This window comes from Psychrobacter sp. (assembly GCF_049295055.1).
Taxonomy (GTDB): Bacteria; Pseudomonadota; Gammaproteobacteria; order Pseudomonadales; family Moraxellaceae; genus Psychrobacter.
Genome location: NZ_JBAQQF010000033.1, coordinates 142,150 through 167,436, shown reverse-complemented (window position 1 = coordinate 167,436; position 25,287 = coordinate 142,150). Strand labels below are relative to the sequence as shown.

The 25,287-nt window shown below is 44.3% G+C and carries 29 protein-coding genes and 1 tRNA gene; 25 read left to right on the top strand and 5 right to left on the bottom strand.

The window, feature by feature from the left end; translation table 11 throughout:
* Positions 1–254: 254 nt before the first annotated feature.
* The 3 genes from frr to rimO form a co-directional block, all read right to left on the bottom strand.
* On the bottom strand, positions 255–809 hold the full coding sequence (frr, locus tag WAZ74_RS04890) for a ribosome recycling factor (RefSeq protein ID WP_422306373.1): 555 nt from the start codon (positions 807–809) through the stop codon (positions 255–257).
* Positions 810–958: 149 nt separating this feature from the next.
* Entirely contained in the window at positions 959–1,684 is a 726-nt protein-coding gene (gene pyrH / locus WAZ74_RS04885; protein ID WP_079692227.1) for a UMP kinase, read from the bottom strand.
* A gap of 183 nt (positions 1,685–1,867) precedes the next feature.
* Positions 1,868–3,463, bottom strand: a complete 1,596-nt coding sequence (gene rimO / locus WAZ74_RS04880) for a 30S ribosomal protein S12 methylthiotransferase RimO (protein ID WP_422306370.1) — start codon at positions 3,461–3,463, stop codon at positions 1,868–1,870.
* A gap of 135 nt (positions 3,464–3,598) precedes the next feature.
* Here rimO and WAZ74_RS04875 point away from each other — a divergent pair, with 135 nt between their 5' ends.
* From WAZ74_RS04875 to WAZ74_RS04865, 3 genes are all read left to right on the top strand, one after another.
* On the top strand, positions 3,599–5,035 hold the full coding sequence (locus tag WAZ74_RS04875; RefSeq protein ID WP_422306368.1) for a two-component system sensor histidine kinase NtrB: 1,437 nt from the start codon (positions 3,599–3,601) through the stop codon (positions 5,033–5,035).
* Positions 5,036–5,122: 87 nt separating this feature from the next.
* A complete protein-coding gene (locus WAZ74_RS04870; protein ID WP_422306366.1) occupies positions 5,123–6,907 on the top strand; it encodes a sigma 54-interacting transcriptional regulator in 1,785 nt (594 codons plus the stop codon).
* Between the two features lie 215 nt (positions 6,908–7,122).
* Positions 7,123–7,207, top strand: a tRNA-Leu gene (locus WAZ74_RS04865).
* 481 nt (positions 7,208–7,688) lie between these two features.
* Here WAZ74_RS04865 and WAZ74_RS04860 read toward each other — a convergent pair.
* Positions 7,689–8,717, bottom strand: a complete 1,029-nt coding sequence (locus WAZ74_RS04860) for a phage portal protein (RefSeq protein WP_422306364.1) — start codon at positions 8,715–8,717, stop codon at positions 7,689–7,691.
* A 13-nt stretch (positions 8,718–8,730) separates the two neighbouring features.
* Positions 8,731–10,530: a terminase large subunit domain-containing protein gene (locus WAZ74_RS04855; protein WP_422306362.1), complete on the bottom strand. Its 1,800-nt coding sequence runs from the start codon at positions 10,528–10,530 to the stop codon at positions 8,731–8,733.
* 155 nt (positions 10,531–10,685) lie between these two features.
* Here WAZ74_RS04855 and WAZ74_RS04850 point away from each other — a divergent pair, with 155 nt between their 5' ends.
* The 22 genes from WAZ74_RS04850 (at position 10,686) to WAZ74_RS04745 (ending at position 25,281) form a co-directional block, all read left to right on the top strand.
* Positions 10,686–11,474, top strand: a complete 789-nt coding sequence (locus WAZ74_RS04850) for a GPO family capsid scaffolding protein (RefSeq protein ID WP_422306360.1) — start codon at positions 10,686–10,688, stop codon at positions 11,472–11,474.
* Between the two features lie 72 nt (positions 11,475–11,546).
* Positions 11,547–12,563: a phage major capsid protein, P2 family gene (locus WAZ74_RS04845; RefSeq protein ID WP_422306358.1), complete on the top strand. Its 1,017-nt coding sequence runs from the start codon at positions 11,547–11,549 to the stop codon at positions 12,561–12,563.
* A 57-nt stretch (positions 12,564–12,620) separates the two neighbouring features.
* Positions 12,621–13,295 carry a phage terminase small subunit gene (gene gpM / locus WAZ74_RS04840; RefSeq protein WP_422306356.1) on the top strand — a complete coding sequence of 225 codons (675 nt, stop codon included), beginning with the start codon at positions 12,621–12,623 and terminating at the stop codon, positions 13,293–13,295.
* Between the two features lie 120 nt (positions 13,296–13,415).
* On the top strand, positions 13,416–13,865 hold the full coding sequence (locus tag WAZ74_RS04835) for a head completion/stabilization protein (RefSeq protein WP_422306354.1): 450 nt from the start codon (positions 13,416–13,418) through the stop codon (positions 13,863–13,865).
* 37 nt (positions 13,866–13,902) lie between these two features.
* The gene (locus WAZ74_RS04830; protein ID WP_422306352.1) at positions 13,903–14,103 is read left to right on the top strand and encodes a tail protein X; all 201 of its coding nucleotides are present in this window, start codon (positions 13,903–13,905) and stop codon (positions 14,101–14,103) included.
* Positions 14,104–14,105: 2 nt separating this feature from the next.
* Positions 14,106–14,474 (top strand): hypothetical protein, encoded by a 369-nt coding sequence (locus WAZ74_RS04825; protein ID WP_422306350.1) that lies wholly within the window; start codon positions 14,106–14,108, stop codon positions 14,472–14,474.
* Entirely contained in the window at positions 14,474–14,995 is a 522-nt protein-coding gene (locus tag WAZ74_RS04820) for a lysozyme (RefSeq protein ID WP_422306348.1), read from the top strand. Before WAZ74_RS04825 ends, WAZ74_RS04820 begins: the two co-directional genes overlap by 1 nt.
* Complete coding sequence (locus WAZ74_RS04815) at positions 14,983–15,342, top strand: hypothetical protein (protein WP_422306346.1); 360 nt, start codon at positions 14,983–14,985, stop codon at positions 15,340–15,342. The genes WAZ74_RS04820 and WAZ74_RS04815 overlap by 13 nt, the downstream gene beginning before the upstream one ends.
* Positions 15,326–15,520, top strand: a complete 195-nt coding sequence (locus tag WAZ74_RS04810; RefSeq protein ID WP_422306344.1) for a hypothetical protein — start codon at positions 15,326–15,328, stop codon at positions 15,518–15,520. The genes WAZ74_RS04815 and WAZ74_RS04810 overlap by 17 nt, the downstream gene beginning before the upstream one ends.
* Positions 15,521–15,532: 12 nt before the next feature.
* Positions 15,533–15,982 carry a phage tail protein gene (locus WAZ74_RS04805; RefSeq protein WP_422306342.1) on the top strand — a complete coding sequence of 150 codons (450 nt, stop codon included), beginning with the start codon at positions 15,533–15,535 and terminating at the stop codon, positions 15,980–15,982.
* On the top strand, positions 15,975–16,409 hold the full coding sequence (locus tag WAZ74_RS04800; protein ID WP_422306340.1) for a phage virion morphogenesis protein: 435 nt from the start codon (positions 15,975–15,977) through the stop codon (positions 16,407–16,409). Before WAZ74_RS04805 ends, WAZ74_RS04800 begins: the two co-directional genes overlap by 8 nt.
* A gap of 16 nt (positions 16,410–16,425) precedes the next feature.
* Complete coding sequence (locus WAZ74_RS04795; RefSeq protein WP_422306338.1) at positions 16,426–17,034, top strand: phage baseplate assembly protein V; 609 nt, start codon at positions 16,426–16,428, stop codon at positions 17,032–17,034.
* Positions 17,034–17,402 (top strand): GPW/gp25 family protein, encoded by a 369-nt coding sequence (locus WAZ74_RS04790; RefSeq protein WP_422306336.1) that lies wholly within the window; start codon positions 17,034–17,036, stop codon positions 17,400–17,402. Before WAZ74_RS04795 ends, WAZ74_RS04790 begins: the two co-directional genes overlap by 1 nt.
* 128 nt (positions 17,403–17,530) lie before the next feature.
* Positions 17,531–17,863, top strand: coding sequence for a hypothetical protein (locus WAZ74_RS04785; RefSeq protein ID WP_422306334.1), 333 nt, complete (start codon positions 17,531–17,533; stop codon positions 17,861–17,863).
* Positions 17,864–17,865: 2 nt separating this feature from the next.
* Entirely contained in the window at positions 17,866–18,717 is an 852-nt protein-coding gene (locus WAZ74_RS04780) for a baseplate assembly protein (protein WP_422306332.1), read from the top strand.
* Positions 18,717–19,622 carry a phage tail protein gene (locus WAZ74_RS04775; RefSeq protein WP_422306330.1) on the top strand — a complete coding sequence of 302 codons (906 nt, stop codon included), beginning with the start codon at positions 18,717–18,719 and terminating at the stop codon, positions 19,620–19,622. Before WAZ74_RS04780 ends, WAZ74_RS04775 begins: the two co-directional genes overlap by 1 nt.
* Positions 19,622–20,104, top strand: a complete 483-nt coding sequence (locus tag WAZ74_RS04770) for a hypothetical protein (RefSeq protein ID WP_422306328.1) — start codon at positions 19,622–19,624, stop codon at positions 20,102–20,104. The genes WAZ74_RS04775 and WAZ74_RS04770 overlap by 1 nt, the downstream gene beginning before the upstream one ends.
* Before the next feature lie 9 nt (positions 20,105–20,113).
* Positions 20,114–22,039 carry a DUF4815 domain-containing protein gene (locus WAZ74_RS04765; protein ID WP_422306326.1) on the top strand — a complete coding sequence of 642 codons (1,926 nt, stop codon included), beginning with the start codon at positions 20,114–20,116 and terminating at the stop codon, positions 22,037–22,039.
* Positions 22,036–23,223 carry a hypothetical protein gene (locus WAZ74_RS04760; protein ID WP_422306324.1) on the top strand — a complete coding sequence of 396 codons (1,188 nt, stop codon included), beginning with the start codon at positions 22,036–22,038 and terminating at the stop codon, positions 23,221–23,223. The genes WAZ74_RS04765 and WAZ74_RS04760 overlap by 4 nt, the downstream gene beginning before the upstream one ends.
* Before the next feature lie 10 nt (positions 23,224–23,233).
* Positions 23,234–23,503 carry a hypothetical protein gene (locus tag WAZ74_RS04755; RefSeq protein WP_422306322.1) on the top strand — a complete coding sequence of 90 codons (270 nt, stop codon included), beginning with the start codon at positions 23,234–23,236 and terminating at the stop codon, positions 23,501–23,503.
* Between the two features lie 8 nt (positions 23,504–23,511).
* Positions 23,512–24,657 carry a hypothetical protein gene (locus tag WAZ74_RS04750; protein ID WP_422306320.1) on the top strand — a complete coding sequence of 382 codons (1,146 nt, stop codon included), beginning with the start codon at positions 23,512–23,514 and terminating at the stop codon, positions 24,655–24,657.
* Between the two features lie 9 nt (positions 24,658–24,666).
* Complete coding sequence (locus WAZ74_RS04745; RefSeq protein ID WP_422306318.1) at positions 24,667–25,281, top strand: hypothetical protein; 615 nt, start codon at positions 24,667–24,669, stop codon at positions 25,279–25,281.
* Positions 25,282–25,287: the final 6 nt, after the last annotated feature.

Sequence of the window (25,287 nt, the reverse complement as noted above, 5' to 3'; positions counted from 1 at the left end):
ATCATAACGCAGGTTCAAGCATATAAAAAACACACTGCATAAAATTCACATATTTATCATAAACCCGCTATAAAATAAGAAGAAAAAGGCATCTATAGTCATGTTAACGGCAACTATTAAAAATGCTTTCACTTACTTAATAATATCTCTGCCATCTATACGGCAATAAACAGCCAATAACAATGTAGCATTGGCTGTTTATTTAAGAGAGTGACTGCAATCGATTTATCTTAAGGCAAATAGACAAATAGCTGTTACACAGACATTAAATCGGTTTCTTTTTTACTCAAACGGCTATCAATCGTTTCAATATGCTTGTCAGTGATTTTTTGAATATCATCGCTGGCGCGGCGCTCGTCATCTTCTGAGATTTCTTTCTCTTTTGCCAAATCTTTAATATCATTCATCATATCGCGGCGGATATTACGAATAGATACGCGGCTATTCTCTGCTTCTCCGCGCGCAAGCTTTTGCATATCGCGACGTGTGTCTTCTGTCAACGCTGGCATCGGTACACGAATTACATCAGCGGTCATTGGGTTCAGACCCAAATCTGCTTCGCGAATCGCTTTGTCTATCGCTTGCACCATCGTACGTTCAAACGGCTGTACTAATAGCGTACGCGAATCTTCAACGTTAACACTCGCCACTTGATTCAAAGGTGTAGGCGACCCGTAGTAGCTCACCATCACCCCTGACAACATACCTGGATGCGCGCGTCCTGTACGGACTTTACTAAAGGTACTCTCAAGCGCTTCTAACGTTTTTTGCATGCGCGCTTCGCCGTCTTGCTTAATTTCATTAATCATCATGTATCCTTATTTATCGCTACCGATAAATCATTCATTATTGTTAATTATAGAGAACTACTAAGGTATTCATTACCAGATAAACTCATTGCCAGATAGATAGTTATTGATTCTCTACTCATCTTATTATCATGCCAACGACTACTATATTAATGATAAACACGTGTGCCTTCATTTTCGCCCATAATGACATTTAATAAAGCATTAGGCTTGGTCATATCAAATACTTGTAGCGGCACGTTATGCTCACGGCATAAAGCAATAGCGGTTAAATCCATCACGCCGAGTTTCTGCTCTAACACTTCATCAAAGGTTAAACCGTCATATTTAACCGCATCAGCATGTAAGCTTGGGTCTTTGTCATAAACACCATCAACTTTGGTCGCTTTTAAAATCAAGCCTGCTTCGATTTCGATACCACGTAAGCAAGCAGCGGTATCAGTCGTAAAGAAAGGATTGCCCGTACCAGCGACAAAGATACATACTTCGCCATTTTTAAGATAGCGAATGGCATTACGGCTGCTATAACTTTCGGTCACTTCGCCAATTGGCAATGCTGACATTAAGCGGGTTTTAATATTACGGCGCTCAAGGGCGTCACGCATCGCAAGGCCATTCATGACAGTCGCTAGCATACCCATTTGATCGCCAGTAACACGACCGACCAAGCCTTCTTTTTGCAATTGGGCACCGCGATATAAGTTACCACCGCCGACCACGATACCAACTTGTACACCAAGACCACGCAAATGGGCGATAGACAAGCTCATCTTATCGAGCACTTCGCTATCAATGCCCATTTCTTTACCACCGGCTAACGCTTCACCAGAGAGTTTAAGCAAGATACGAGAGTAACGCGGGTTTTTGTCAGACATGAGGTCACCTTGTTAGCATTAAATTATAATTAAAGTTAGCGGTAAAATACAAATAGAGTTTGGCTTTGGGCTTGTCTACAGCACCCGATATCGATGATAGGGGTGTAAAAGACTAAATTGCGCTAATTGTAGCAAAAACTGCCCACTGTTGGGCAATTTTCACGCGCCTATCGTCTTGGATAGTTAACCTTTATAACTGGCAAACAAATCATATTCGCTGGCATCGTCGATAGTCACGGTCAAGAACTGCCCGACTTTCACCGCAGCCGTGATGTCGTCAACATACACATGTCCATCAATTTCTGGTGCATCGGCATAGCTACGGCAAATCGCAACACCCTCTTCACTATCAATCTCATCGACCAATACCATCAAGGTTTTACCAATTTTTTCTTGCAGCTTTTGCGCAGAAATATCTTGCTGTAACGTCATCAAGCGCTCGTAACGTTGTTGTTTAACGTCTTCAGGTACGTGATTGGGTAAGTCATTAGCAACCGCGCCTTCCACTTCTGAATAAGTAAACGCACCAACGCGATCAAGGCGTGCTTCGACTAACCAATCAAGCAGACATTGGAAATCTTCTTCTGTCTCACCAGGGAAGCCAACGACGAACGTTGAGCGAATCACGATATCAGGGCAAATCTCACGCCATGCATGGATACGCGCTAAAGTGTTTTCACTATGTGCTGGGCGTTTCATCGCTTTTAGAATACTGTGGCTAGCATGCTGGAAAGGAATATCCAAATAAGGCAGCAGTTTCTTTTCACCCATTAATTCAACGACTTTATCGACATGCGGATACGGATAGACGTAATGCAGACGTACCCAAATGCCTAAATCGTTCAACGCTTGGCATAAGTCATAAAATTTAGACTTCAGCGGCATACCATTCCAAAAACTGGTCTTATATTTTAAATCTAAACCATAAGCGGAAGTATCTTGCGAGATAATAAGCAGCTCTTTCACGCCAGCATTTTTCAGTGCCATGGCTTCATTCATTACGCTATCAATCGGGCGCGAGACTAAATCACCACGTAAGCTTGGAATAATGCAAAACGTACAACGATGATTACAGCCTTCTGAGATTTTTAGATATGCATAATGGCTAGGCGTTAATTTGATACCCGCCTCATTAATCAAATTTATTTTTGGATCGTAGTTTGCGTCTAAACTGCGGTCAGGCTTAGGTACATGCAGCGCAACGGCTCTAATGACCTCATCATACGCATGCGCGCCAGTAACGGCTAATACAGCAGGATGCATTGCACGGATTTTATCCGCTTCTTTACCAAGACAACCGGTGACAATCACTTTGCCATTTTTACTAATGGCCTCACCAATCGCATCTAGTGACTCTTGGACTGCTGACTCAATAAAGCCGCAAGTATTAACGACAACTAAATCTGCGCCTTCATAATCGCTGGCAACCTGATAACCATCACGGCTAAGTTCGGTGATAATGCGCTCACTATCCACCAAGGCTTTTGGGCAACCTAGCGATACAAAACCAATCTTTGGTGCTGCGTTAACTGGTGCGTTTTCAGTCGATAAAGCACCTAAAGTCGCATCGCTACTTTGGGCAATACTGCGATTTTGATTGTGATTGGCTTTATGATGGTAAGGCTGACTGCTGTCTGACAATCTTTGCTCTGACACCATTGTCGGCTTAGCAGGATTAAAAATGGTGGCAGTGTCTTTTGGCATAGAAGCTGTTGGCGTAGAAACTGACGGTGAGGTAATAATAGTCGTTTTAACGGACTCGGTAGAAGTTTTGGGCATAGCTGACCTTGCTAGAGATAAATTGGCTGTGCGCATTGTACGTTTTTTTTGTGATAATCACCAGTTTTGCCGCCCTATAGTGTTGATTTATGGTTAAATATTATATCGAGTATCTCGCAATCCTAGGCATTACTAATGACCGCTAATTTTGTAAGCGCAAAACCGGCCCCTGACTTATCATTTATATCACAGCATTTGTTTACGGCTATCTTATGGGTCAATGACGAGCTGTCTATTACTTGGCTAAACGCCCAAGCTGAGCAACTACTCGCTATCAGTCGTGGACGATTACTCAATCAATCTATATTAACGCTGCTTGCACCAGCGGAATTAAAGTCAAAAGACAGCCCTATTATTAATAACGGCGATGGCGATGAGCAAATCTACTCTTTAACGGAACGATTTAATCAAGCGCAGCACTATCAACAACCTTTTATCGATCATGATCACCTCATAAGCACACCATTAAATGGTCACTCACCCCTCTCAGTCGACTATAGCGTGACGCCTGTCATTTATGAGCAGCAGAATTATTTTATCATCGAGATGTGGGGCAAAGATCGCCAAAGTCGTATCTCAGAGGAGCAGCGCCAACAGCAGCAATATAGCGTTGCCCGTCATATGCTGCGCTCAGTCGCCCATGAAATCAAAAATCCGCTTGCTGGTATTCGCGGTGCCGCACAATTATTACAGCGGCAATTTATAAAATTCAGTGACGCTTCTATTTTTAACAGCAACTCTTCTACTCTTAATACCAACGATCCTGCTGTTATTAACCATGCAGATTCTATTTTAAACCCCATTTCAAACCCTAACAACCACCTGCAAAAAACCGCTGACAAACTACGTATCTATACCGATATTATTATCTCGGAGACGGATCGCTTAACCCAGCTTATCGGGCAATTCCTTGGCTCCAGTCAACTGCCAAACTGGCAAATTCTTAATATCCATGAACCATTAGAGTATGTTTTAGCTTTGATAGTTCATCAATATCCACAAGTGGCATTACAGCGCGATTATGATTTATCGTTGCCTGAATTATGTGCTGATAAAGATCAGTTGATTCAAGTATTTTTAAACCTGATGAATAACGCTTGTGAATCGATGACCGAATTTGAACAAGCACTTCAGCATAATACATTTACTGAATTGCGCCGCGTACCATCAGATATCACGCCATTGAGTACTAACGGTAACTATAGTAAGTATGGGAACTATCAACCCAAACTAGATATTCAAACACGAGTTGCCTTTCAACATACGATCGGTGGGCAGCAGCACAAACAAGTGCTACAAGTGACTATCACTGATAACGGCTCAGGGATTGATTCAGATATTATCGGGCAAATATTTTTCCCTATGGTGACCAGCCGTGCTGCAGGCACTGGTCTTGGCTTGTCCATTGTGCAAGATATCATCAGCCTTCATCATGGTATGATTGATGTCAGCTCTAACCAATCCCCAAATCCTAACGACAGTCGTGAAAACAGCTATAGCAATTGTCAGAACAATAATCAGACGCGTTTTACACTATACCTGCCTTTTCGTCAGCCCGTAATTGATGCGTAAACCACAGTACTGCACTGCCTAACGCTGCTCACTCGCGAATTGCTGAATCATAAACTGAACCAATCTACTGCTCATTAGGCCTGATACATGACCAAATATAACGACAACCATAAACCTAAAAGCAATAATCAAATGTCAGACGATCAAATAATGACTGACCAAGCTGTTAATAATAAAACAATAAAAGTAACGGTCAATAATGCTCCTGATGATAATCCGGCGACTTTATGGCTGATCGATGACGATGCAGCACTGCGTTTGATATTGGCGGACACTTTTGAAGATGCTGGTCTTAGGGTTATTAGCTTTACCCAAGCGCAGGCAGCATGGACACGTCTCAACGATATATTGCAACAGCGAGAGTCAGCCGCGCAGTTACCAGATGTAATATTGACTGATATTCGTATGCCTCTAATGGATGGCTTGTCCTTTAGTGATTGGGTACATCAGCATTTTTCTAAGCTACCAATCGTGATTATGACGGCGCACTCAGACCTCACTTCTGCCATTAATAGCTATCAAACAGGCGCATTTGAATACCTGCCGAAGCCATTCGACTTAGATGATGCAGTTACTACGATTTATAAAGCGATTAATTATCAACCGAATATGGCAGTAACCAGCCATGCAACCGAGCCTGCTACCAACATAACCACTGCGATAGCATACGATACTCATTCAAAATCTGAGGCCAAAACCAATGCCAAAACCAAGCTTCAAAACCGCTCTAACAAAGAAGCCAAAAATAAACTTGAAGTTAAAACTGACACCAAAGCTAATAACAATCCCAGCGGGATCATTGGTCAATCACAAGCCATGCAGACGGTATTTCGCGCCATTGGCAGATTGGCGCACTCACCTATTACTGTCTTGATTACGGGTGAATCAGGTACCGGTAAAGAATTGGTCGCCAGCGCTTTACATCAACATTCACCGCGGCAGCAGCAGCCTTTTATTGCTCTCAATATGGCGGCTATTCCACATGATTTAATTGAATCTGAGCTTTTTGGTCACGAAAAAGGGGCGTTTACTGGCGCGACGACGATGCGCCAAGGCCGTTTTGAACAGGCGGATGGCGGGACGTTATTTTTGGATGAAATCGGCGACATGCCCTTTAGCACCCAAACACGCTTGCTACGCGTACTGGCCAATGGGGAGTTTTATCGCGTGGGTGGCCAGCAGCCTGTCAAAGTAAATGTACGTATCATCGCCGCTACTCACCAAAATTTAGAAGAGCTGGTCAAACAAGGCAGATTCCGTGAGGATTTATTTTATCGGCTGAATGTCATTCGTTTACCGCTGCCACCACTACGGACGCGGCGCGAAGATATTCCTGCATTAGCTATCTACTTTATGCAGCGCGCTGCTGAGCAAATGAATACAGCACCAAAGCAGCTACACCCTGCGGCGCTACAGATTATGCAGTCTTTTGAATGGCGCGGTAATGTCCGTCAACTTGAGAATGTCTGCCTATGGTTGACAGTGATGGCAACTGGGGATAGGGTCATGGTTGATGACTTACCACCAGAGCTGCTCGAAAATATCTCATCTACTCTCGAGCTGCATCAAGATCAAAGCTTAGCATCACTGGAACTTGCTCAAAACAACCAAATTCATAACCGTCCTAAAGCCCCAAGTTGGCAGCAAGCCTTGGCTGACTGGGCTGAGCAGTCGCTACAAGCTGGCGCAGTCGACATTTTGCAGACGGCAACGCCTGGGTTTGAACGTGTCTTACTTATGGCAGCGCTCAATCATAGTGGCGGTAAAAAGATAGCAGCCGCTAACTTACTTGGTTGGGGACGCAATACCCTGACACGTAAGTTACAGCAATTAGATATCTCTTCATTAGAAGAACAGATGAATAAAAATTAAAGACGCAAAAGCGTCAAATAAAAACTCTAGAAATATCAGCTATTTATAATAATCAGCAAAAATAATGATCAAATAATTCAAAATAATTGTAAATAGGGGTTGCCAAACTGTGCAAACTCTATATAATTGCCAACCACTGAGACGCACTACCGAATCAGTTAACTGTCTAGATAGCATTTGAATTTAATTGCTTTTGATGATAGAGTAACGAAAATGGGGCTGTGGCGGAATTGGTAGACGCACTAGATTTAGGTTCTAGCGCCGCAAGGTGTGAGAGTTCGAGTCTCTCCAGCCCCACCATTTTTCGATAGTGATTAGATTGTCTCAAACCTATACTGAACCTGCCATTGAGCAGGTTTTTTTATGTCTGCAATTTATAACCAATCCCACGCTGGGACGGCCCGTGGGATTGCCCAAACCTGACCTACCACCCGCAAACCTTGATTCTATGCGCGTACAGCACCTAAGTTTGCTTATCCCATATATTTTTGCGTGGGATTGAGCCGCCAATAAGACTGTCAAACCGCCCATTCCCCAGTTTTATCGAATCCTGCGATACGTTGTGATTTCACGTGATTATTTCAGCACCAAAAATGTCATGCACCGCTATATCCTGCCTTGCCCAGCCTCTCCCCAACGTTAACAAAAAAAGCGCGCGTTTTAGTCGCGGGTGGAGCGGGGAGTTGAGCGCGGAGCCTGGGGGCCGAGATGCCAAAAAAAATGATAAGCGATTTGGGTCGCTTATCATTTAGAATTTAATATAAAAAATATTTATATTTTATTATTTTGTTTTGTTTTCCTCATCGTCTGGCTCTACCTTGTATGGTACGAATGCTATGATCTGTTGGCCCAGCCATGAGTTGATGGCGGTGAATCTATTCTGTAGTGGTAGCACTTCGTTGCGAGCAAAGACTTTGGCTGCGTCAATGACGGGACCAAAGCCGCTGGTGTTGGTGGGCACGATGCCTAAGATGTTCGGTGGCACCCGCGCTGCTGCCAGTTGATCATCGCGGCTAACCGACTTGATGTTAAAGAACTCATCCTTTGCTGCGACCTCACTGATGGGTAGCAGCTTCAGGCCGTCCTTCTCCCCGTTCGGTGAGTACAGCATTAGGTTTCTAAAGTTGCCTGGGCCTTTGCTATTCTTCAGTGCTGTCTTTAATTCATCGATGTCATCTTCATTCATTTGCGGATCGGTAATATATAGTATATAACCGGCATGACTACCGTTATTATAGTAGCGTAACCTAAACTTAGTCGCTGCTTCATTGAGCTGGGCCGACTGCACCGCGGGTAGCCATTCAGGTACACCATATATCTCCTGGTTGACATCTGGTTGTAGTAGATGATGAATGCTGTCTTTACCAAAGTTGTGGATGGTTTCGCTTTGATCAAACTGATGCGGCTGCGTAATGAATTTATAATTACCATCTTTATCTGCTCTGGTATATTTAGCAGGGCTATGCTTGAGCTGTAGTAGTTTACCAGTACGTGATAGCACTCGCTCTGTATAAGCATTGCCGAACCAAAGATAATCAATGGCCAACTTTGCAAACTCTTGGCGATCTAGTAACGGATGCGGTATGTAGCAGCTGGTCAAGATGTCGGCCTTGAGCTGTAACGCACTGCGTAAATATAATAAGGTGTAGAAGTATTTTGCATGAGCATTAATAGAATATGGCAGCTCATAAAAGCTACCATTATGCACACATTGAAAGTGAGTTAGTAATTCATAGTAGCTATTAACTGATTCAGCTTCGCCAAACGAGAACGCTTGTGTCTTTGGTTGTGTATCGACCGTGTCTGTCATATTGAGTCCTTGATTAGAATAAAGAGATACTGCCTGATTTTTTGCCATGACCGGCTTCATCAATCATGCCAAGCGGGTCGTTAGATAGTGCGTTCATAATTGCCCACGCTACATCCGCGTGACCTGTGCTATTGGTACGGCTTGCTTTGTACGTTACTGAGCGACCGCTACCCGTTGTGGATTGATGTATGGTTAAAAATGCACTTGCTATTTCGGTGCATTCGCTATCGTACTCGAGGCGTTGATGATGGATAACTTGATAGGCTTTTAATACCATTTCGTTCTTTTCATCGACGTTATAGATGATGGCTCGCGCTCGCTTATAAAACTTAATAACCAAGTCATGCACGGCTTTACCCAGTCCAGTCGCATCGATGCCAATAAATTGGACGTTATACTTTTCGGTATATTCTTTGATTTTCTTGGCTTGGACTTCAAAGTCTAGCCCGTTATAAGATTGCGTCTCTATAATTCTAAACTTGCCACCCTCAACGCGCGGCGGTGCAATCACTGCTATCGATGCATCATCTTGTGTACGACTGGGATCATAACCAATCCAAACTGGGGCATCTCCAAGCGGACGTTTGCGCAATGGCTTCCAATCCTGCCACTCCACTCGTGCATCAATCATGCAGCGTGCTAAGTCTTTTAGCTTAAACAATGAATTCATATCATTGATAAACTGACACATAAACAAGTTGGCAAACTGAGCGGGGTTCGGGAATTTGCGCTCTAGCGTGCTGAGCGTGACACGATCAAAGCCACTGTCGATAGCATCTTTAATCGTGATAACTTGACGCCAATACCCATCATCACAGAGCACACCATCTTTAAGATGAGCGTGAGATAGATTGATTTTGACGTGGTCTTTTTTCGGACGTTCGGCGTTGTAATGTTCGCCATCCCACAGCTTGTATGCTTCGTGACCCATTGTTGAGGGCGTGGAAAAATAAGTAATGCGGCGGTCATCATGTACCGCCATACCAGATGCAACGTGCTGAATTTTATCAAAACGCGGTATCCAGAAATACTCATCAATATACAAATCACCTGAGTATGATTGCGCTGTATTGCTGTTTGTACCCAAAAAGTACAAGGTGGTACCAGCTGCTACACGCAGGTTTTCACCGCGTAAGGTTTTGCCCGTTGCTTGCTCGACAAAATCTATGATATTGGTTCTAAAAACTTTTGCCTGATTTTTTGATGCTGACAAGAATATCTGATTTTTGCCCGTCTCTAACGCTGTCAATAGCGCCTCAACTGCAAAATAGTAAGTAGCCCCGATCTGTCTTGATTTAACAATTTGACGCATGCTATAGCTGCGATTGTCCCACCACTTCATTTGGTGCGGATACATGATCAGTTTAAAATAATCTTTTAGGGATTCAATCTCTTCTTCTGTGAAGACCTCTTTGCCTTTTTGCTCTTCTATCTTTTTGCGTCTGCCCTCACCTCGTTTTTTGAGTTTTGGATTGAGGTCCGTTTCATTACCGCCATTTTTATATTTTTCAATACGCGCCATACGTTCGAGCTGTTTGCCCAACAGCTCAATCTCGTTTTCATCGCGTTCGCTTTTGTCTTCTTTTAATACTAATTGGCAGTATCTGTACTCGATACTCTCCGAACAGCGTTTAACAACACTATCTTCATCCCATTTGTCGTTTTTGTGCCAACTACGCACCGTCGAATCTGCGATATCTAATGTGCGGGCAATTTCTGCACACGTATAGCCGCGCCAATACATATGCTGAGCGTATTTGCGGACGGGAAGGTTTATTCCAGATTCAGGCGAAGTATTGTTGAATAGTGACATGACGCTATTGTGTCTATTGTCATTAGCAACCTAAACGGCACAAAGTCCGTCTGTATAACGGACGGACTGTTAGTTATTGCGACTATCTCTTAAACACGCAAAATACTAGACCTAACAACCTTATTATTACTATTAATCAATACCATGGAGCTCACATGAAGTTTTTTCGAGTCGCAACCGCAGGGGCTACTATTGATGGCCGCAAAATTAGCGTAAATGATTTAAAACAATGCGCGGCTAACTATGACCCTCAGAAATACGCGGCTCGTATTTGGCTTGAGCATTATCGTAGTGTTATGCCTGATGGCCCATTTTGCGCATACGGTGACGTTCTTGAGCTAAAAACAGAAGAGAATGAAGATGGTAATACGGTGCTATTGGCACGTATTGAGCCAACGGATGAGCTAAAAGCTATCAATAAGAAGTCACAAAAACTTTATACCTCTATTGAATTGGAATCCAACTTTGCTGACAGCGGTGAATGCTACTGCATCGGCTTGGCAGTGACTGACAGCCCAGCATCATTGGGTACTGAGCGTTTACTGTTTAGCGCCAAGCAAAAAGAGAAGGACCATGTATTTAGTGATTATTCCGAATCTGATTTGGATGTGACTGCTGAGCCTGATACTCAGACTAAAGAGCCTGAAAGTAAAGGTTTGTTATTCCGCGTTAAGCAGATGCTAGGCAAAAATACCGACGTACAAAATAACGATGCAGCTGCCGCTTTTGCTGCCTTTCATGAAGATGTTAATGCTTCATTTGAGCAGGTTATTAATGATACTTCAGAAAAAGACACTGCTCAGACAGAAGCGCTTACTGAATTACGCAAAGAATTCAATTCGCTAAAACAACAGTTAGACAGTACGCCTGACCCAAAAAACTATAGCCAACGCCCACCGGCGGATGGTACCAGTGACGCCAAGGCGAATGAAACTGACTGCTAACCTCTGAATGTTTACTAACTTTGATATAAATAGACTACTAAATTACTGATTGATTGCTACTGGAGCATCCTAATGCATAACCAAACACGACAACATTTTAACGGATTTTTAGCGCGTATCGCTGAGCTAAACGGCGTTGATAATGCCACTGAGCGTTTTAGCGTAACACCTAACGCTGAGCAAAAGCTGGTTGAGAAAATTCAAGATACACACCCGTTCTTAAAAGCTATTAACCATGAGATGGTCGATCACCTGGAAGGTGAAAAGATTTATGTTGGTACCAATACGACTATCGCTGGTCGTACTGATACAACAGGTACAGCTGAACGTGAGCCAAACGCGGTGCACTCTTTATCTAACGATAAATATCGCTGCGAACAGACTAACCAAGATACTTATATCCGTTACGCAACACTTGACGCTTGGCGTCATGACCCTGCTTTTCAGCAGCATTTGCGTAATGCGACCAGTAAACAAATTGGTCGTGATCATTTGATGATTGCATTTAACGGTACTAGCGCCGCGGCCAACACTAACCGTGTTGCTAATCCATTATTACAGGATGTCAATATTGGTCTGCTCGAGCGACTTCGTCGTGGTAAAGCTTCAGCCGTTATTAGTGCGATGAAGATTGGTGACCATGCTGGTGCTGACTATCGCAATCCAGATGCAGCCGTATTTGATGCTGTCAATGAGCTGATTGAGCCGTGGAATCGTGGTGATGATTTAGTGGTTCTCTGTGGTCGTAAAGTCGTCGCTGATAAATATTTTACTATGCTAAATGGTAATGATGTGCCATCTGAGCGATCAGCACTAGAGGGCATGTTGCTGAAAAAAGCATTGGGTACTTTGCCCACTATCACCGTGCCATTTTTCCCTGAAAACGCGTTTATGATTACGCCGCTGAAGAACTTGTCTAAATACACGCAGCGCGGTACCACTCGTTTAAATTATTTGGATAATCCAAAACGTGACCGTATCGAAGAATATCGCAGCGTAAACGAATGTTTTGTCATTGAAGATTATGATGCCTGCTGCATGTTCGAAGGTATTTTGCAGTATAACGAAGTCACCTCTACCTGGGAGTAATCCTAGGTTATTGAGGGCTTGAACTAAAAGAATAATTACTGATACGCGGAGTAAATAATGGCCAGTCCAGCACGGCAACATAAGCAAAAAATATTAGCAGCGCAAGCCGCTATGTCAATGTCTAGTGATGATGAGGTAGTACGTGGTAGCGCCTATGAGCTAATGCTAGAGCAAATGGGTCAGCAAAAACGCGACCTCAAGTCTATCAAGTCGATGGTCGCAAAGAATGAAGCCAAAGCCGCTATGCTGCCAGAATGGACAGGATATATTGATGGTGTTTTGACCGCCGATACAGGCGCATCAGATAGTATCATTGGTCAACTGCTCATTTGGTCGATTGATGTCGCTGAGTATGATCAAGCTATCAGCATTGGCGCTTATATGCTCAAACATGATATTGCCTTGCCTGAGCAGTTTGAACGCGACACCGTAGATGCGTTTGCTGAAGAGCTAGCGGACGCTTGGATTAAAAACGATGAGCCAAGTATTAAATTGGTTCATCTAAAACAAGCACATGAATTAGTCATTGATTATGAGCTGTTTGACGAAGTACGCGCCAAATTATTACGCGCGTTGGGTGAGGCGAGCTACGAAGCAGGCGCTAAATATGAGACCTCAATCAATTATTTAGATGCAGCGGTAACGCTTAATCCGCGCGTTGGCTGCAAGCCATTACTCACTAAATTGCAAAAATTACAGCTAGAAGCTGCAGACAATCAAGACAATGGCTAACGATTAGCTATTAAACATCTCAACCGCCAGCACGGGGGCAGCGATGACAACAAGGTTTTCCTTATTAATTTTGTTGTTATTTATCCCGTGCACCTAATTTGATAATCACCAGAGGTTTGTATGTCGCGCTCATCAACACTTATACCGCATGTGCAGCCTGATCCTATCGCTATCGATGATCTTATTGTTAATTACGATGCTTTCTATCCTGATATATCCATCGCTAAATATCGCCGCGAATATCGCAATGACGATACTGTCACTGATGAGCGCTTAAAAGAGAATATCGAAACGGCGTTAATCTTTATTAATGATGCGCTCAAAAAATGGCGAAAAGACAATCCTGAATTATTAGCATTGAGTGATATACAGCAGCAGTTATATGGCCGCGCGGTCTATCACCGAACCAAGCAGTACGTTATTAAGCAATACCCAGATATCGATACCACCGGTGACGGTGCTGATAAAGCTGAATCAATGCACTTGCGTATTAGAGATGAGCAACAAGGAGAGCGCGAAACCATTCGGTTGTTGACTGGACGTGCGCGAACTACCGTCACTCTAATATGAAAATATAAAGTATTTATCGAGTATAAAAATGACTTATATGACAGTTACAACTCAGCAAAACGATACTCTCGATGCGGTATGCTATCGAACGCTGGGCCGTACTGACATTATTGAAGACGTTATAAACGCAAACTCTCATGCTCTTGACAGTCCAGTACTGCCATCTGGATTAGAGATAAGAATACCTGATTTACCCAAGGTAAAACCAATTAAGACTACCATTAAATTATGGGATTGACTATGGCAGAACCTACATCCAGCACCGTCATAACCGGCGCTATAATTTATAAGATACTCGTTTACTTTTTTGGGCCATTGCTCGCTAGTATCGTTGTATTGATCATGACGCCACCGCCCAGCCGCAAAGAAGCCGTTGTTGGCATTATCAGCACCTTAATCTGCTCTATTGCCGGTGGCGCTTATATCGTCACTCGCATATTTGGCATACATGATATCGATAGCGAGCTGACCGCTATGTTTGTTGGCGGCATCTTTTTTGTCAGTGGCTTGCCAGGCTGGTTTGCTGTTCGCGCTATGTTTTACGCGATGGAGCAAAACCAAAACAGATCTATTGTAGATATCGTAAACGAGATAAGAGGACGAAGATAATGACTTGTAATTGTACTTGTAATTGCAATAAGCCAGACAGTAGTGCCAGTAGTGCTATGACGGTCTCGAAAAATGGCGTGCAATTTATCACTGAGCGTGAAGGCAGCCGCTCAAAAATGTATCTGGATAGCGCAGGGTTGCCTACCATCGGTGTTGGCCATCTACTGACCCAGTCAGAAAACAACAGTGGCAAAATTAACATTGCTGGCATTAATGTGATTTGGCGTAATGGCTTAAGTGCTAATCAGATCGCACAGCTGCTCGATCAAGATTTAGACAGGTTCGAGAACGCAGTAAATAAAAATGTACTAGTGCCCTTAACTCAAAATCAATTCGATGCTTTAGTGTCGTTTGCATTTAATGTCGGTGTTGGCGCGTTTAGCACCTCAACATTGTTAAAGCGTTTGAATGCAGGTAAATATGATGATGTGCCTAGTCAGTTAGAGCGCTGGAAGTTCTCGGCTGGTAAACCTGTACTTGTTAATCGTCGAGCTTTTGAGGTGGCACTATGGGCATCGTAATTAGCCGCATTAAACTCATTTTAATCATACTTTTGATAGCCGTGTGGCTATTATCGTGTGGTTTGTCTTATCGCTACGCCAAGCAGCAAGTCGAGCTGACTGCCTTGCGAGATTTTCAGACCGAAGTCGCTGAGGCTAGTATCAAACGTCGGCAAATGATTGCAGAGTTTGACGAGTTATCAAAAAAATACGCACTTGAACAAGAGCAGCGGATGCAAAGCACTGCGCAAATGGAGCATTACATTTATGAATATCTTGAAACTGCTGATGGCGGCTGTGATATTGACGACCGTGGGGTGCAGCTCATTAACAACCTCATCCAAGGAGCCAGTGTATCAACCCGTTGATAGCTCTGCCCTTATTAGCTGTCAGCCGCTACCACTACTAAAAAAGGGTGACCTTGAAACCTTGATTCCATGGGTTAAGCAAATTGGTGACACTTACAATGATTGTAGTATTAAGCAAGCCTACTTAGCGGACTGGGTGCAGATTGCCCGTAAAAACAACGTAGTCATAGATAAGTAAGCGGGGTCTGTTATGCACAGCTTACATAGTTTACGAGATACAGTACTTAAACAGCTACAGCTAGAGCCAGAGAACGTCTCTAGCTTTACCGAAGACGGTACTTTGCGTAGTCATTATGAGCGTAAGAATAGTGGTAGTAATAGTCATTTTCGGCTTGAATACACTGCAACTCTGTTATTGATCAACTGCACCAAACCAATTGAGCATGTGATGCACATTGTTGGACAATGGCTACACGATAATCAGCCCAGCCACGACCCAAAAGCGATCAGCTTTGAAGCTGAGATATTAGATAATAATAGTGCTGACTTAAAAATAAGTATCGAAGGTATCACTGACACTTATAAACCCAGTGTCACTGCTGATGGCACACTCATTATCGGCTGTAGCAATCAACCAGCTGACCCTATCATCAGAGCTGGTGGCTTGATGGTTATAGAAGGACATCCTGTACATGGCTAGTAGTGTCGATATGGGTGGATTTGATGCTTATTTTGAGCATGCTATTGCTCAGATGTCACCCTCTGGGCGTCGTAAGATGCAAAACGCTATCGGTAAGTATCTACGCACTGCTAACCGCAAGCGCATGACCGCGCAAACGGATCCCGATGGTGGCTCATGGGAAAAGCGTAAAGGTACTGGCGGCTCAAGCGGTAGAATGTTTAAAAAGTTACGGACCAATGGGCATTTGAAGCTACGTCATCAATCAAATGGCTTAAAAATAGGTTGGTTCGGTCGTGTTGGCTCTATCGCTCGCATCCATCATTTTGGTCTGAGCGAACGCCTACAATATGGTACGGCAAAGTATGCTGCACGTGAACTAATCGGTATCACCGCTGCAGACACTGAAGCTATCCGCTCAATCATCATCGAACATTTGGCATTGTAACTATTTGAGCAGAATTATGGATAATCAAAGTGAATTTAATAATTTAGAAGATAGGCGTCGCTTGCATAACAGCGTTTTGATTGCAACGGTTGAAAAACTTGATTGGGATAAGCGCAAGTTCCGCGCTAAACGTGGTGAGATACTCACTAACTGGCTGCCAATGCCTGCCTTTATGACTAATAATCTTAAATATTGGTATCCACTGCGCAAGGGCTGCCAAATTGTGATGAATGCAGTTAGCGGAGATCTCAATACCGCTAGTGTCGTTGGCATGCTGTGGAGTGATGACCATAAGGCGCCTGAAGTCCCTATCAGTGACCGCCCTACTACTGAGCTATTAGAGTTTGACGATGGCAGCGAGATACGCTATGACGCAAAAAAGCAAATCATGCTCATTGATACGCCCTGTGACGTGACTATTATAGCCAAAAATATAAACCTAGACGCTGATAACATCAGTATGGCGGCGGATAATATTAAAATGACTGCCAATAATATCAATATGAATGCTAGAAATATCGCTTTTAAATCATCCAGCCTAACCCACAACGGCGTTAATATAGGCTCTACGCATAAACATCCTGGTGTACTACCGGGCGGCTCATCGACTGCAGGACCAGTTTAATGATTACTAATAGTGCAAATCCTGCGCTCGCAAAAATGGGCATGGACAGGCATACCGGTCACACTCGCAGTCCACAGCTCGCACATATCCACCAGTCACTCACTGATATATTTACCACCCCGATCGGCTCTCGCATCCAGCGCCGCGATTATGGCAGTCATTTATTTGCGTTAATCGATAGTCCAATGAATGCAGCTGGGAGACTACGCCTTGCAGCTGCTCTTGTCGATGCCGCTTATCGATGGGAGCCGCGCGTGATCATTACTTACGCAAATATTGACGTTGGTATCAATGGCAAGATTACCCTTGACTATCAAGCTCGTACGCTAGATGGCGAAGAACTTCGCAATCACATCATCATTCGTTAATTCTACTTCCAAACCCTACTTAATTTTTAGTACATTCCGCTCGTTATTCGAGCGGACACCTTGTGCTGTTGTTTTTATTTAACATTGCGACAATAGCGACATAACTATATCAATGTCGCAGGTCTTTTATGAGTAAGCTTAAGTTGGTCGCTATTGCCGCGGCATTGACACTCGGTATATCCTCTTGTGTCCCTGCCAATGCAGGATTAAATGTTTTTACTGAGCATCAAGTAGTGCACATGGTTAGCCATGGTGTCAATAAATACGATGATGTTAGGTTTCCAAGCGGTAATTACCCTTACCTTGGACAAATCGGCATTGAGTATGAGCGCAAAAATATTAGCTATAGCATCAGCTATCTGCATCGCTCTAATGTCGATATCACACACGGTGATGAGTATAACTATAACGGTATTGCGCTAGGCATCAAACTAAAGCGCTGTATTTTTGCGTGTCGTTAATCATGACAAGCGATGTCAGCACTACTCTCACACCTAATATCATCGAAACCATTGATTTTGAACAAGCATTAACACATGCTAAATCAAAATTCGTTTCTCTGTATCCAATCGATGAGCAACAAGCATGGCGCGATGTTTTAGCGCTTGAGTCAGAGCCTGTCACCAAGCTGCTAGAGACTGCAACCTATCTTGAATTGCTTTTACGCGCACGTATTAACGATGCAGCTCGAGCAAACCTACTTATTTATGCAAAAGACAAAGACCTTGATCGCTTGGCAGATTTCTATGGCTTGGTACGATTGACTGCAGAAAAAGATGCGGCATTCCGTGAGCGTATCGTATTGCGTATCCGTGCCTCATCAACAGCTGGGCCTGCAGTACATTATCGTTATCACGCGCTGTCAGCATCTCAAGATGTGGCAGATGTTTTTGTCGATAGTCCACGTGCTGGACTGATAACTATTGCCGTGATTGGGAAAGATAGTGTTGCATCACCTGCGCTCATTGATACGGTCACTGACTATATCAATCGTCCGGATATCAAGGTGTTAACTGATACTGTCCAAGTAAAAGCAGCTACTATCAAAAATGTCACCGTAGACGCCACTATCTATATGTTGCCTGATGCTAGTACCGCAGTATTTGATGGCCTAGCGGCGCACTTACAGTCCGCTGTTGGTAGTCAGTTAGGACTGGGTCGAGATCTGACCCAGTCATGGCTTATACATACTTTGCATGTTAAGGGCGTTCAGCGCATCGTACTAAACAGCCCTAATACAGACATCATTATCAGCAATGATCAGGCTGCGCGTATTAATACGGTTAATTTAACCATGGGTGGTCGAGATTACTGATGACTCAATTAGCCAATTATTTATTACCACCTAACAGCACCTTACTTGAGCGTCAGCTTTTACAAACGATTGCGCACGGTATTGATTTGGATACTAACGCTATAACAGGCGTTAAGTTCGATGCACCTGATGATTGGCTCGATGCATTAATATTTGAGTATGGTCTAGCAGAGCTTAGCCCTTACCTACATGACAAGCGGCAACTAATAAAAGACGGCATCGCTTGGCAACGAATACGCGGTACGCCTCAGTCACTGCATAACGCACTGAGTTGGATCGATGTAACCGCCGATATAAAAGAACCTCCCCCATCGAATGAGTTTAATGCAGACCTAGCGGCTATTGACTACATACCTCATAAGCACTTTGCTGAGTATGATCTGCACCCTCATCAGCTGCCAAGTAACGCCCAAATTTGCCAGATAGTAGAACTTGCATCGCTTGCACAACCTAAACGCTCGCGGCTGTGGCGATTGATGTTTGACTACGACCGTAGTGTATTGCGACTCGATGAAGGCACTCTCGATGATGAGCTGCTCGATGACGACAGTGGTATTCGCCCTACTCGTACTCAGTTGCCATGTCTGCCAAGCTTAGATGTGCTTGATGTTATCCCAAAATTATCATTTAAGTTGCAATATGGCAGTCATATTATCCGTGATACCGCTGCTATTGATGCTGCAATCACTATTAATCATGCCACACAAACAAATTCGTGGACGGCTCACATGCCGTACCTTGATGATTTGCCGGACCCGTTTGAAGTATTGAGTATCTCGACCAGCTCTGCATCATCACAAGCAGCTGCTATCTATTACGGTCAGATTTGGGCAGATCAGCCGTGGTCATCTACTGATACTACGTGGAATAAAACCAATGTAATCGTCACAGGGAGTCATAACTAATGGCCATTTTAGCCACCAGCGGCCGCGCTGCAATTGCGACCGCTATTAAAAACAACGCACTATATCTGGCATGGGGAAAAGGGCTTGAGAGTTGGGATGATATTACAGTCCCTGAGTCAAGGTATTCAACAGCCTTAACCACTGAGATTGGCCGCCGCGCCATCACTGTCGCTGAATACTGCTTGCCCTCACCTGATGGCAACATTATCACTTTAGGGGGTCGCTTTAAAGCCAGCCCTACACCAACGGCTAACTTACATTTGCAAGCAGCATTTGATTTTGATGACGGACTTGGCGAGACCATTAGAGAGCTTGGCGTGTTTATTGGCACGGAAACTAAGCCAGGTTTGCCTGCCGGACAAATGTATTTTAAGCCTACCGATATTATTAACAAGGGCACATTACTGACTATTGACCATATCACAGGTATCGAACGAGGCGTCGGTTCGCGTATTTCCTTTGATGTTGTCGTTACTTTTTAGAGGTCTTTTATGACGATTAATTTATCAAATCATTACAACCGATTCAATCCTGCTGATGGTGATGAGTCAATCTTATTTCGTGCGGGTCGCGGCCTTCAGTCACCTGAACTTAATGAGATGCAGTCTATCCGTGAGCATCAGCTCAAACGCATCGCCGATCAATTTATGGTCGATGGTGGTATCCAGTCAGGCGGCGCCATCGTTATCGATCAAGAGACAGGTGCTACGACTTGCGCTACCGCAGAGATATATTTGCGTGGTCGCATTCGTGATGTTGCCGAGCGTCAAATGGTTATTCCTATTCTAGGCGATGTTCAAATAGGTGTCTGGCTAACTGAATCTGTAGTCACTGAGCTTGAAGACCCTACCCTACGCGACCCAGCCGAAGGAGCACGCAATTACGATGAACCTGGTGCCGCGCGTTTACGCATCTATGCAGAATGGGGCTTATCTACTGACGATCATACAGGCAACTTTTACCGCGTCTACGATATTGAAAATGCAGTATTAAAAATCAAGTCCGCACCGCCTGATATGACTGGCTTTAATAATGCCCTAGCTCGCTACGATCGTGACAATAACGGTGGCCACTACATCATTCACGGCTTGGACGTTATCTATAACAGCCATGATGACATCAATGAGACATACTCAATACGTGAGGGCAAGGCGCATGTATTCGGTTATGAAATTGAGCTGCCAACGTCGCTACGTTTGCGTTTTCCATTCGATCCTGATCTGCAGACTATTTTATCTGAGCCACATCAGTTTAACAATGCAGATGGCACAAAGCAGCGCGTCAATATTGACCGTACGCCCGTGCATGATATTCGCAAAGTCGATATCACTAAGCAGACCACGCAGACTATCATTCATGGTAGCTACTCTGGCGTTGCTGATGCGCTACCAGATGATGCGGTCATTGAAATCGTAAAGGTTCAGCAGTCAGCGAATACTTATAGCAAAAACACTGATTATATATTCAGCGGCGGCATGATTGACTGGTCGCCATCCGGTAATGAGCCTGCGCCTGGTAGTAGTTACGACGTCACTTATAAATACATCACGCAAGTCGTTCCTACTGACGTAGATGAACGCGGCTTTAGTGTAGAAGGCGCTGTCGAAGGCTCATTGATTTTAGTCGATTATCAATGGCGCTTGCCACGTACAGATACGATTACCATTGACCGTGAAGGTCGTATCACCCGTATCAAAGGTATGCCGCGCCGATTCAACCCAAAGCCTACACCTGCACCGACGGGACAGTTGGAGCTTGCACAGCTTTGGCATACATGGTTTGACGACGCGCCAACGAACGTCAATAACACAGCTATTGCAGCCGTAGCAATGGGAACGCTACAAGATATGCGCTCTGATATCTTTGATTTATACGACTTGGTCGCTATTGAGCGCTTGCGCTCTGAGGCGATTGCAACCGCACCTACAGCGACGCGTGGCGTATTCGTTGATCCATTTCAAAATGACAGTATGCGTGATCTTGGTCAATCCCAAACCGCCGCTATCGTCGATGGTGAGCTGATGTTACCTATCCATGCCGATGTGCACTCGCTTGATTCTGGAGACCTGACTAACCGCCCTGTCACCTTGCCTTATCGTGATGTGATGATTATTGAGCAGCTTGCGCGCACTGGGATTATGAAAATCAACCCTTACGCGGCGTTTGATCCAATCCCTGCGTCGGTGACTTTGATGCCACCGGTTGATATCTGGACTGAGACAGAAACAGTGAACGGTGCTGATATTACTCGTAGTTTTGGTAGTAGCGGTATTGAGCGGCGCACAATTGGTATAAAGCCTGCTGAACACCTACGTCCTATTACTATTAGGTTTAATATCGAAGGGTTTTTGGCTGATGAGCCATTACGCAATGTCATTTTTGACGGAATAGAATTAGCAGTGGAGGCGCAATCATGATTTCAGCCAATCATAGCGGCTTAGTAAATGGTCAATTTACTATTCCGTCTAATATCCCAGCAGGTGTTAAGAATGTTGAGTTTATCGGCGACCGTGGCACACGTGCAGTTACTCAGTTTATTGGACGCGGCGAAATTCGCATTGAGGAGCGTCGCCGCGTGCGAGTCGTTCAGCGTTATGACCCATTAGCACAGACATTTACTCTACTCAACGAGGGCCGTCACATCTCATCAATCGGCCTTTGGTTTGAAGATGTTGGTGTTAAGCCCATCACAATACAAATTCGTGAGACCTCAACGGGCATACCAACAGGTATTGTACTCACCGAAGCGCGTATCACTATTGATGATATCGCCGCACCCGGTGAAGAAACCATCATCTCGTTTGCTACGCCATTGTACTTAGATGCATTGACTGAATTTGCAATTGTGATACTGACAGATGACAACACACACAGCTTAGCTATCGCTGAAGTTGGTCAATACGATAAACGCGCGAAGACTTACGTTACTGAGCAGGGCTATACCGTTGGTGTATTGCTGTCGTCATCTAATGCGAGCACTTGGACCCCGCACAATAATGCTGATCTTGCATTTCGTATTTATGCCGCTGAATTTACCGCCACAACACATACGGTACCGCTTAAAACTATTACCGCCAACAATGCCAGTGACGCTTATATCATGGCTGATGTCGAGCGTACAGGCGTAGAGACTGATGCCTTTTTTACTTTGACAGATGCCGATTCAAGGCAGTATCGATTGCAAGATGGTCAAGCGACACGGCTTGATGTGCGTACTACGGGAGATATCACAACCAGCGCTACGCTGATGGGTAGTGCCAAACGCTCACCCGTACTCTATCCCGGTGTATTAGCGGCGATGGGTGATTTGCAAACCTCTGCAAACTACATTAGCCGTTATGTCACCGCAGGAGCAATCGATGCCATCGTTGTATTGGAGACTAACATTTCATCCGGTGCGTCTATCAAAGTTGAGATTGAGATCGATAGTGTTTGGCACGTTTGCAGTCCAGAGAACGGAGAGCCTATCGGTGATGGCTGGGTACGTAACGAGTATAAGAAGCCCATTACGGGTGGCGATGGTGTGCGTTGCCGTATAACCCTTACCGGCAGTATTAATGCCCGTCCTCGCGCGCGTCAACTGCGCATGATTACGACATAAGGAACCGATGATGATAGATGACCGCACGCCCAATTTTAATTTGCCGCTACCAAATTCCCAAAATCTACTGACAGATGATGTTGCACGGATTAGCGCAGGCATCACTGCTATAGATGCTGAGCTACACGCTCAAACAGTAGCAGCGTCGGATCTTAGCAATGCTGTCTCTAATCAATTAGAACAAGCAGCTACAGATACTGCTGAAGCTATCGGTAACGCAAATCAACAAACTACTGATGCGCTTAATAAAATCAAAATCCTAGCGCTTGCAGGGCTATAAGGAAAATTATGACTATTACACCGACCCAAATGACTGCAATATCCTCACAGCTGGCTGTAGATTTGAGCAGTCAATCAACGGACCGTCTGATTGAGCTGTGCTTATTACATCGCGCTGCGCCTGATGCTCTACCTTCGTTCGTTGTTGCATTAGAGACAGAGATTCAGCGCCGCTTTACCTCTGCTGAAATCGCCTCAAACGATGTAATGTTTTCTGTACTACAAAACTTTTTAAACCAATTTGCATCGCCGGTCCCGTATTTTCAGTTGAAAATGATACAAATGGCGGCAACGGTCAATCGCGATATTTGGTTTCAAAACAACGCTGACTTGTTTGCTACATCTATTAATGATGTCGATGTCATGACATGGCTGATTACACAGCCTGATATTTTAGATAAATGTTTAAACAACTCATTTGGCCTCACGATGCTAGCTCAGTCAACGACCGCCAGTACTGCGATATTGACACATGACCCTGCTGTGACGCTGTGGAAACAAGCGACTAACCTTTGGTCTATATGGCCAAACCATACAGCAGGTATGACAGTACTGGCAAAATCTAGCGAGCTAATGAGCTATGTAGCAGCATCAAGCACAGCGATGACAGCCGTTATAGCATCAAGCACAGCGATGACAGCCGTTATAGCATCAAGCACAGCGATGACAGCGGTAGCAGCATCAAGCACAGCGATGACAGCGGTAGCAGCATCAAGCACAGCGATGATAGCGGTAGCAGCATCAAGCACAGCTCTATCAAAAATTGTTGTCTCTACACCAGCACGTAATGCACTTATGACTAATAACGCAATATTGCAATCAGTAAGGCAGCAGATAAGATCTACTATAACTACCAACTGGGTAATGCAAAGAAGTGTATCAGGAGTAATGGATGTTAATACCCCAGCTTCAGCAGTAAATCCATCTGTAGCTAATCCGCCAGGATTTGTTTTAGCGTCACTAGGATTTTTTGCTGGTGCGTCAAACGGAAAGACAGAGGCAGCACATCCTAACGGCATTATTGCTGCGACAGGAGGTACAAGCCCATCACCCAATAACCTATCACAATTTGATGTCATTTCTTTTAACGGAGTAATTTTTACTGCACGGTCTAATCATGGCGCCGTATATGCGCAACTCTGGTCACCAAATTAGGGGTCAATTATGAAATTTAATATTGTAGATAAAGATAATAATCATATCGGGTGGACTCTCAGTAAATATGACGATGCAAATGTCACGTTTATCGACGACAGCAAGCCACTACCAGCTACCGATGTGGCGGCGCTTAAAATTAACAAAATCAGCGCCATCAAACTTGATGCGGCGCAGATGATTACCGATACCGATTGGCGCTTGCAGCGAGCAACGGAGCGCGAGCAAATTGGTGTAGCAATTAAAAACATTGAGACCGTCGCTGATGTATTGAGCGAGCGCGAGGCTATAAGAGCAGCGAGCAATCGAGCCGAAATGGAAATCAATAGATTACGGTCTGCCAAATCCATCAACAACTTTACATGGCAAGTCGAACCAAGCGACTACCCACCCACGGCGGCGCTTACTCATTTACAGTTCTTGCGCCGATTTACAAGTGACGAGCGTGCTGCTATCAATACAGCGGCAAAAGAAAATGCCAGCGTCAACGACTATATGTCAATGCTGCAGATGGCAAAGTTTATCAGCACCAAAGACGCTGATGTGATCTTAGGCGTCAACATGCTTGAGCAAAATAAAATCATTGGCAAAGGCCGCGCAGGCCAAATACTGGTAGGACTGTGAAAAACA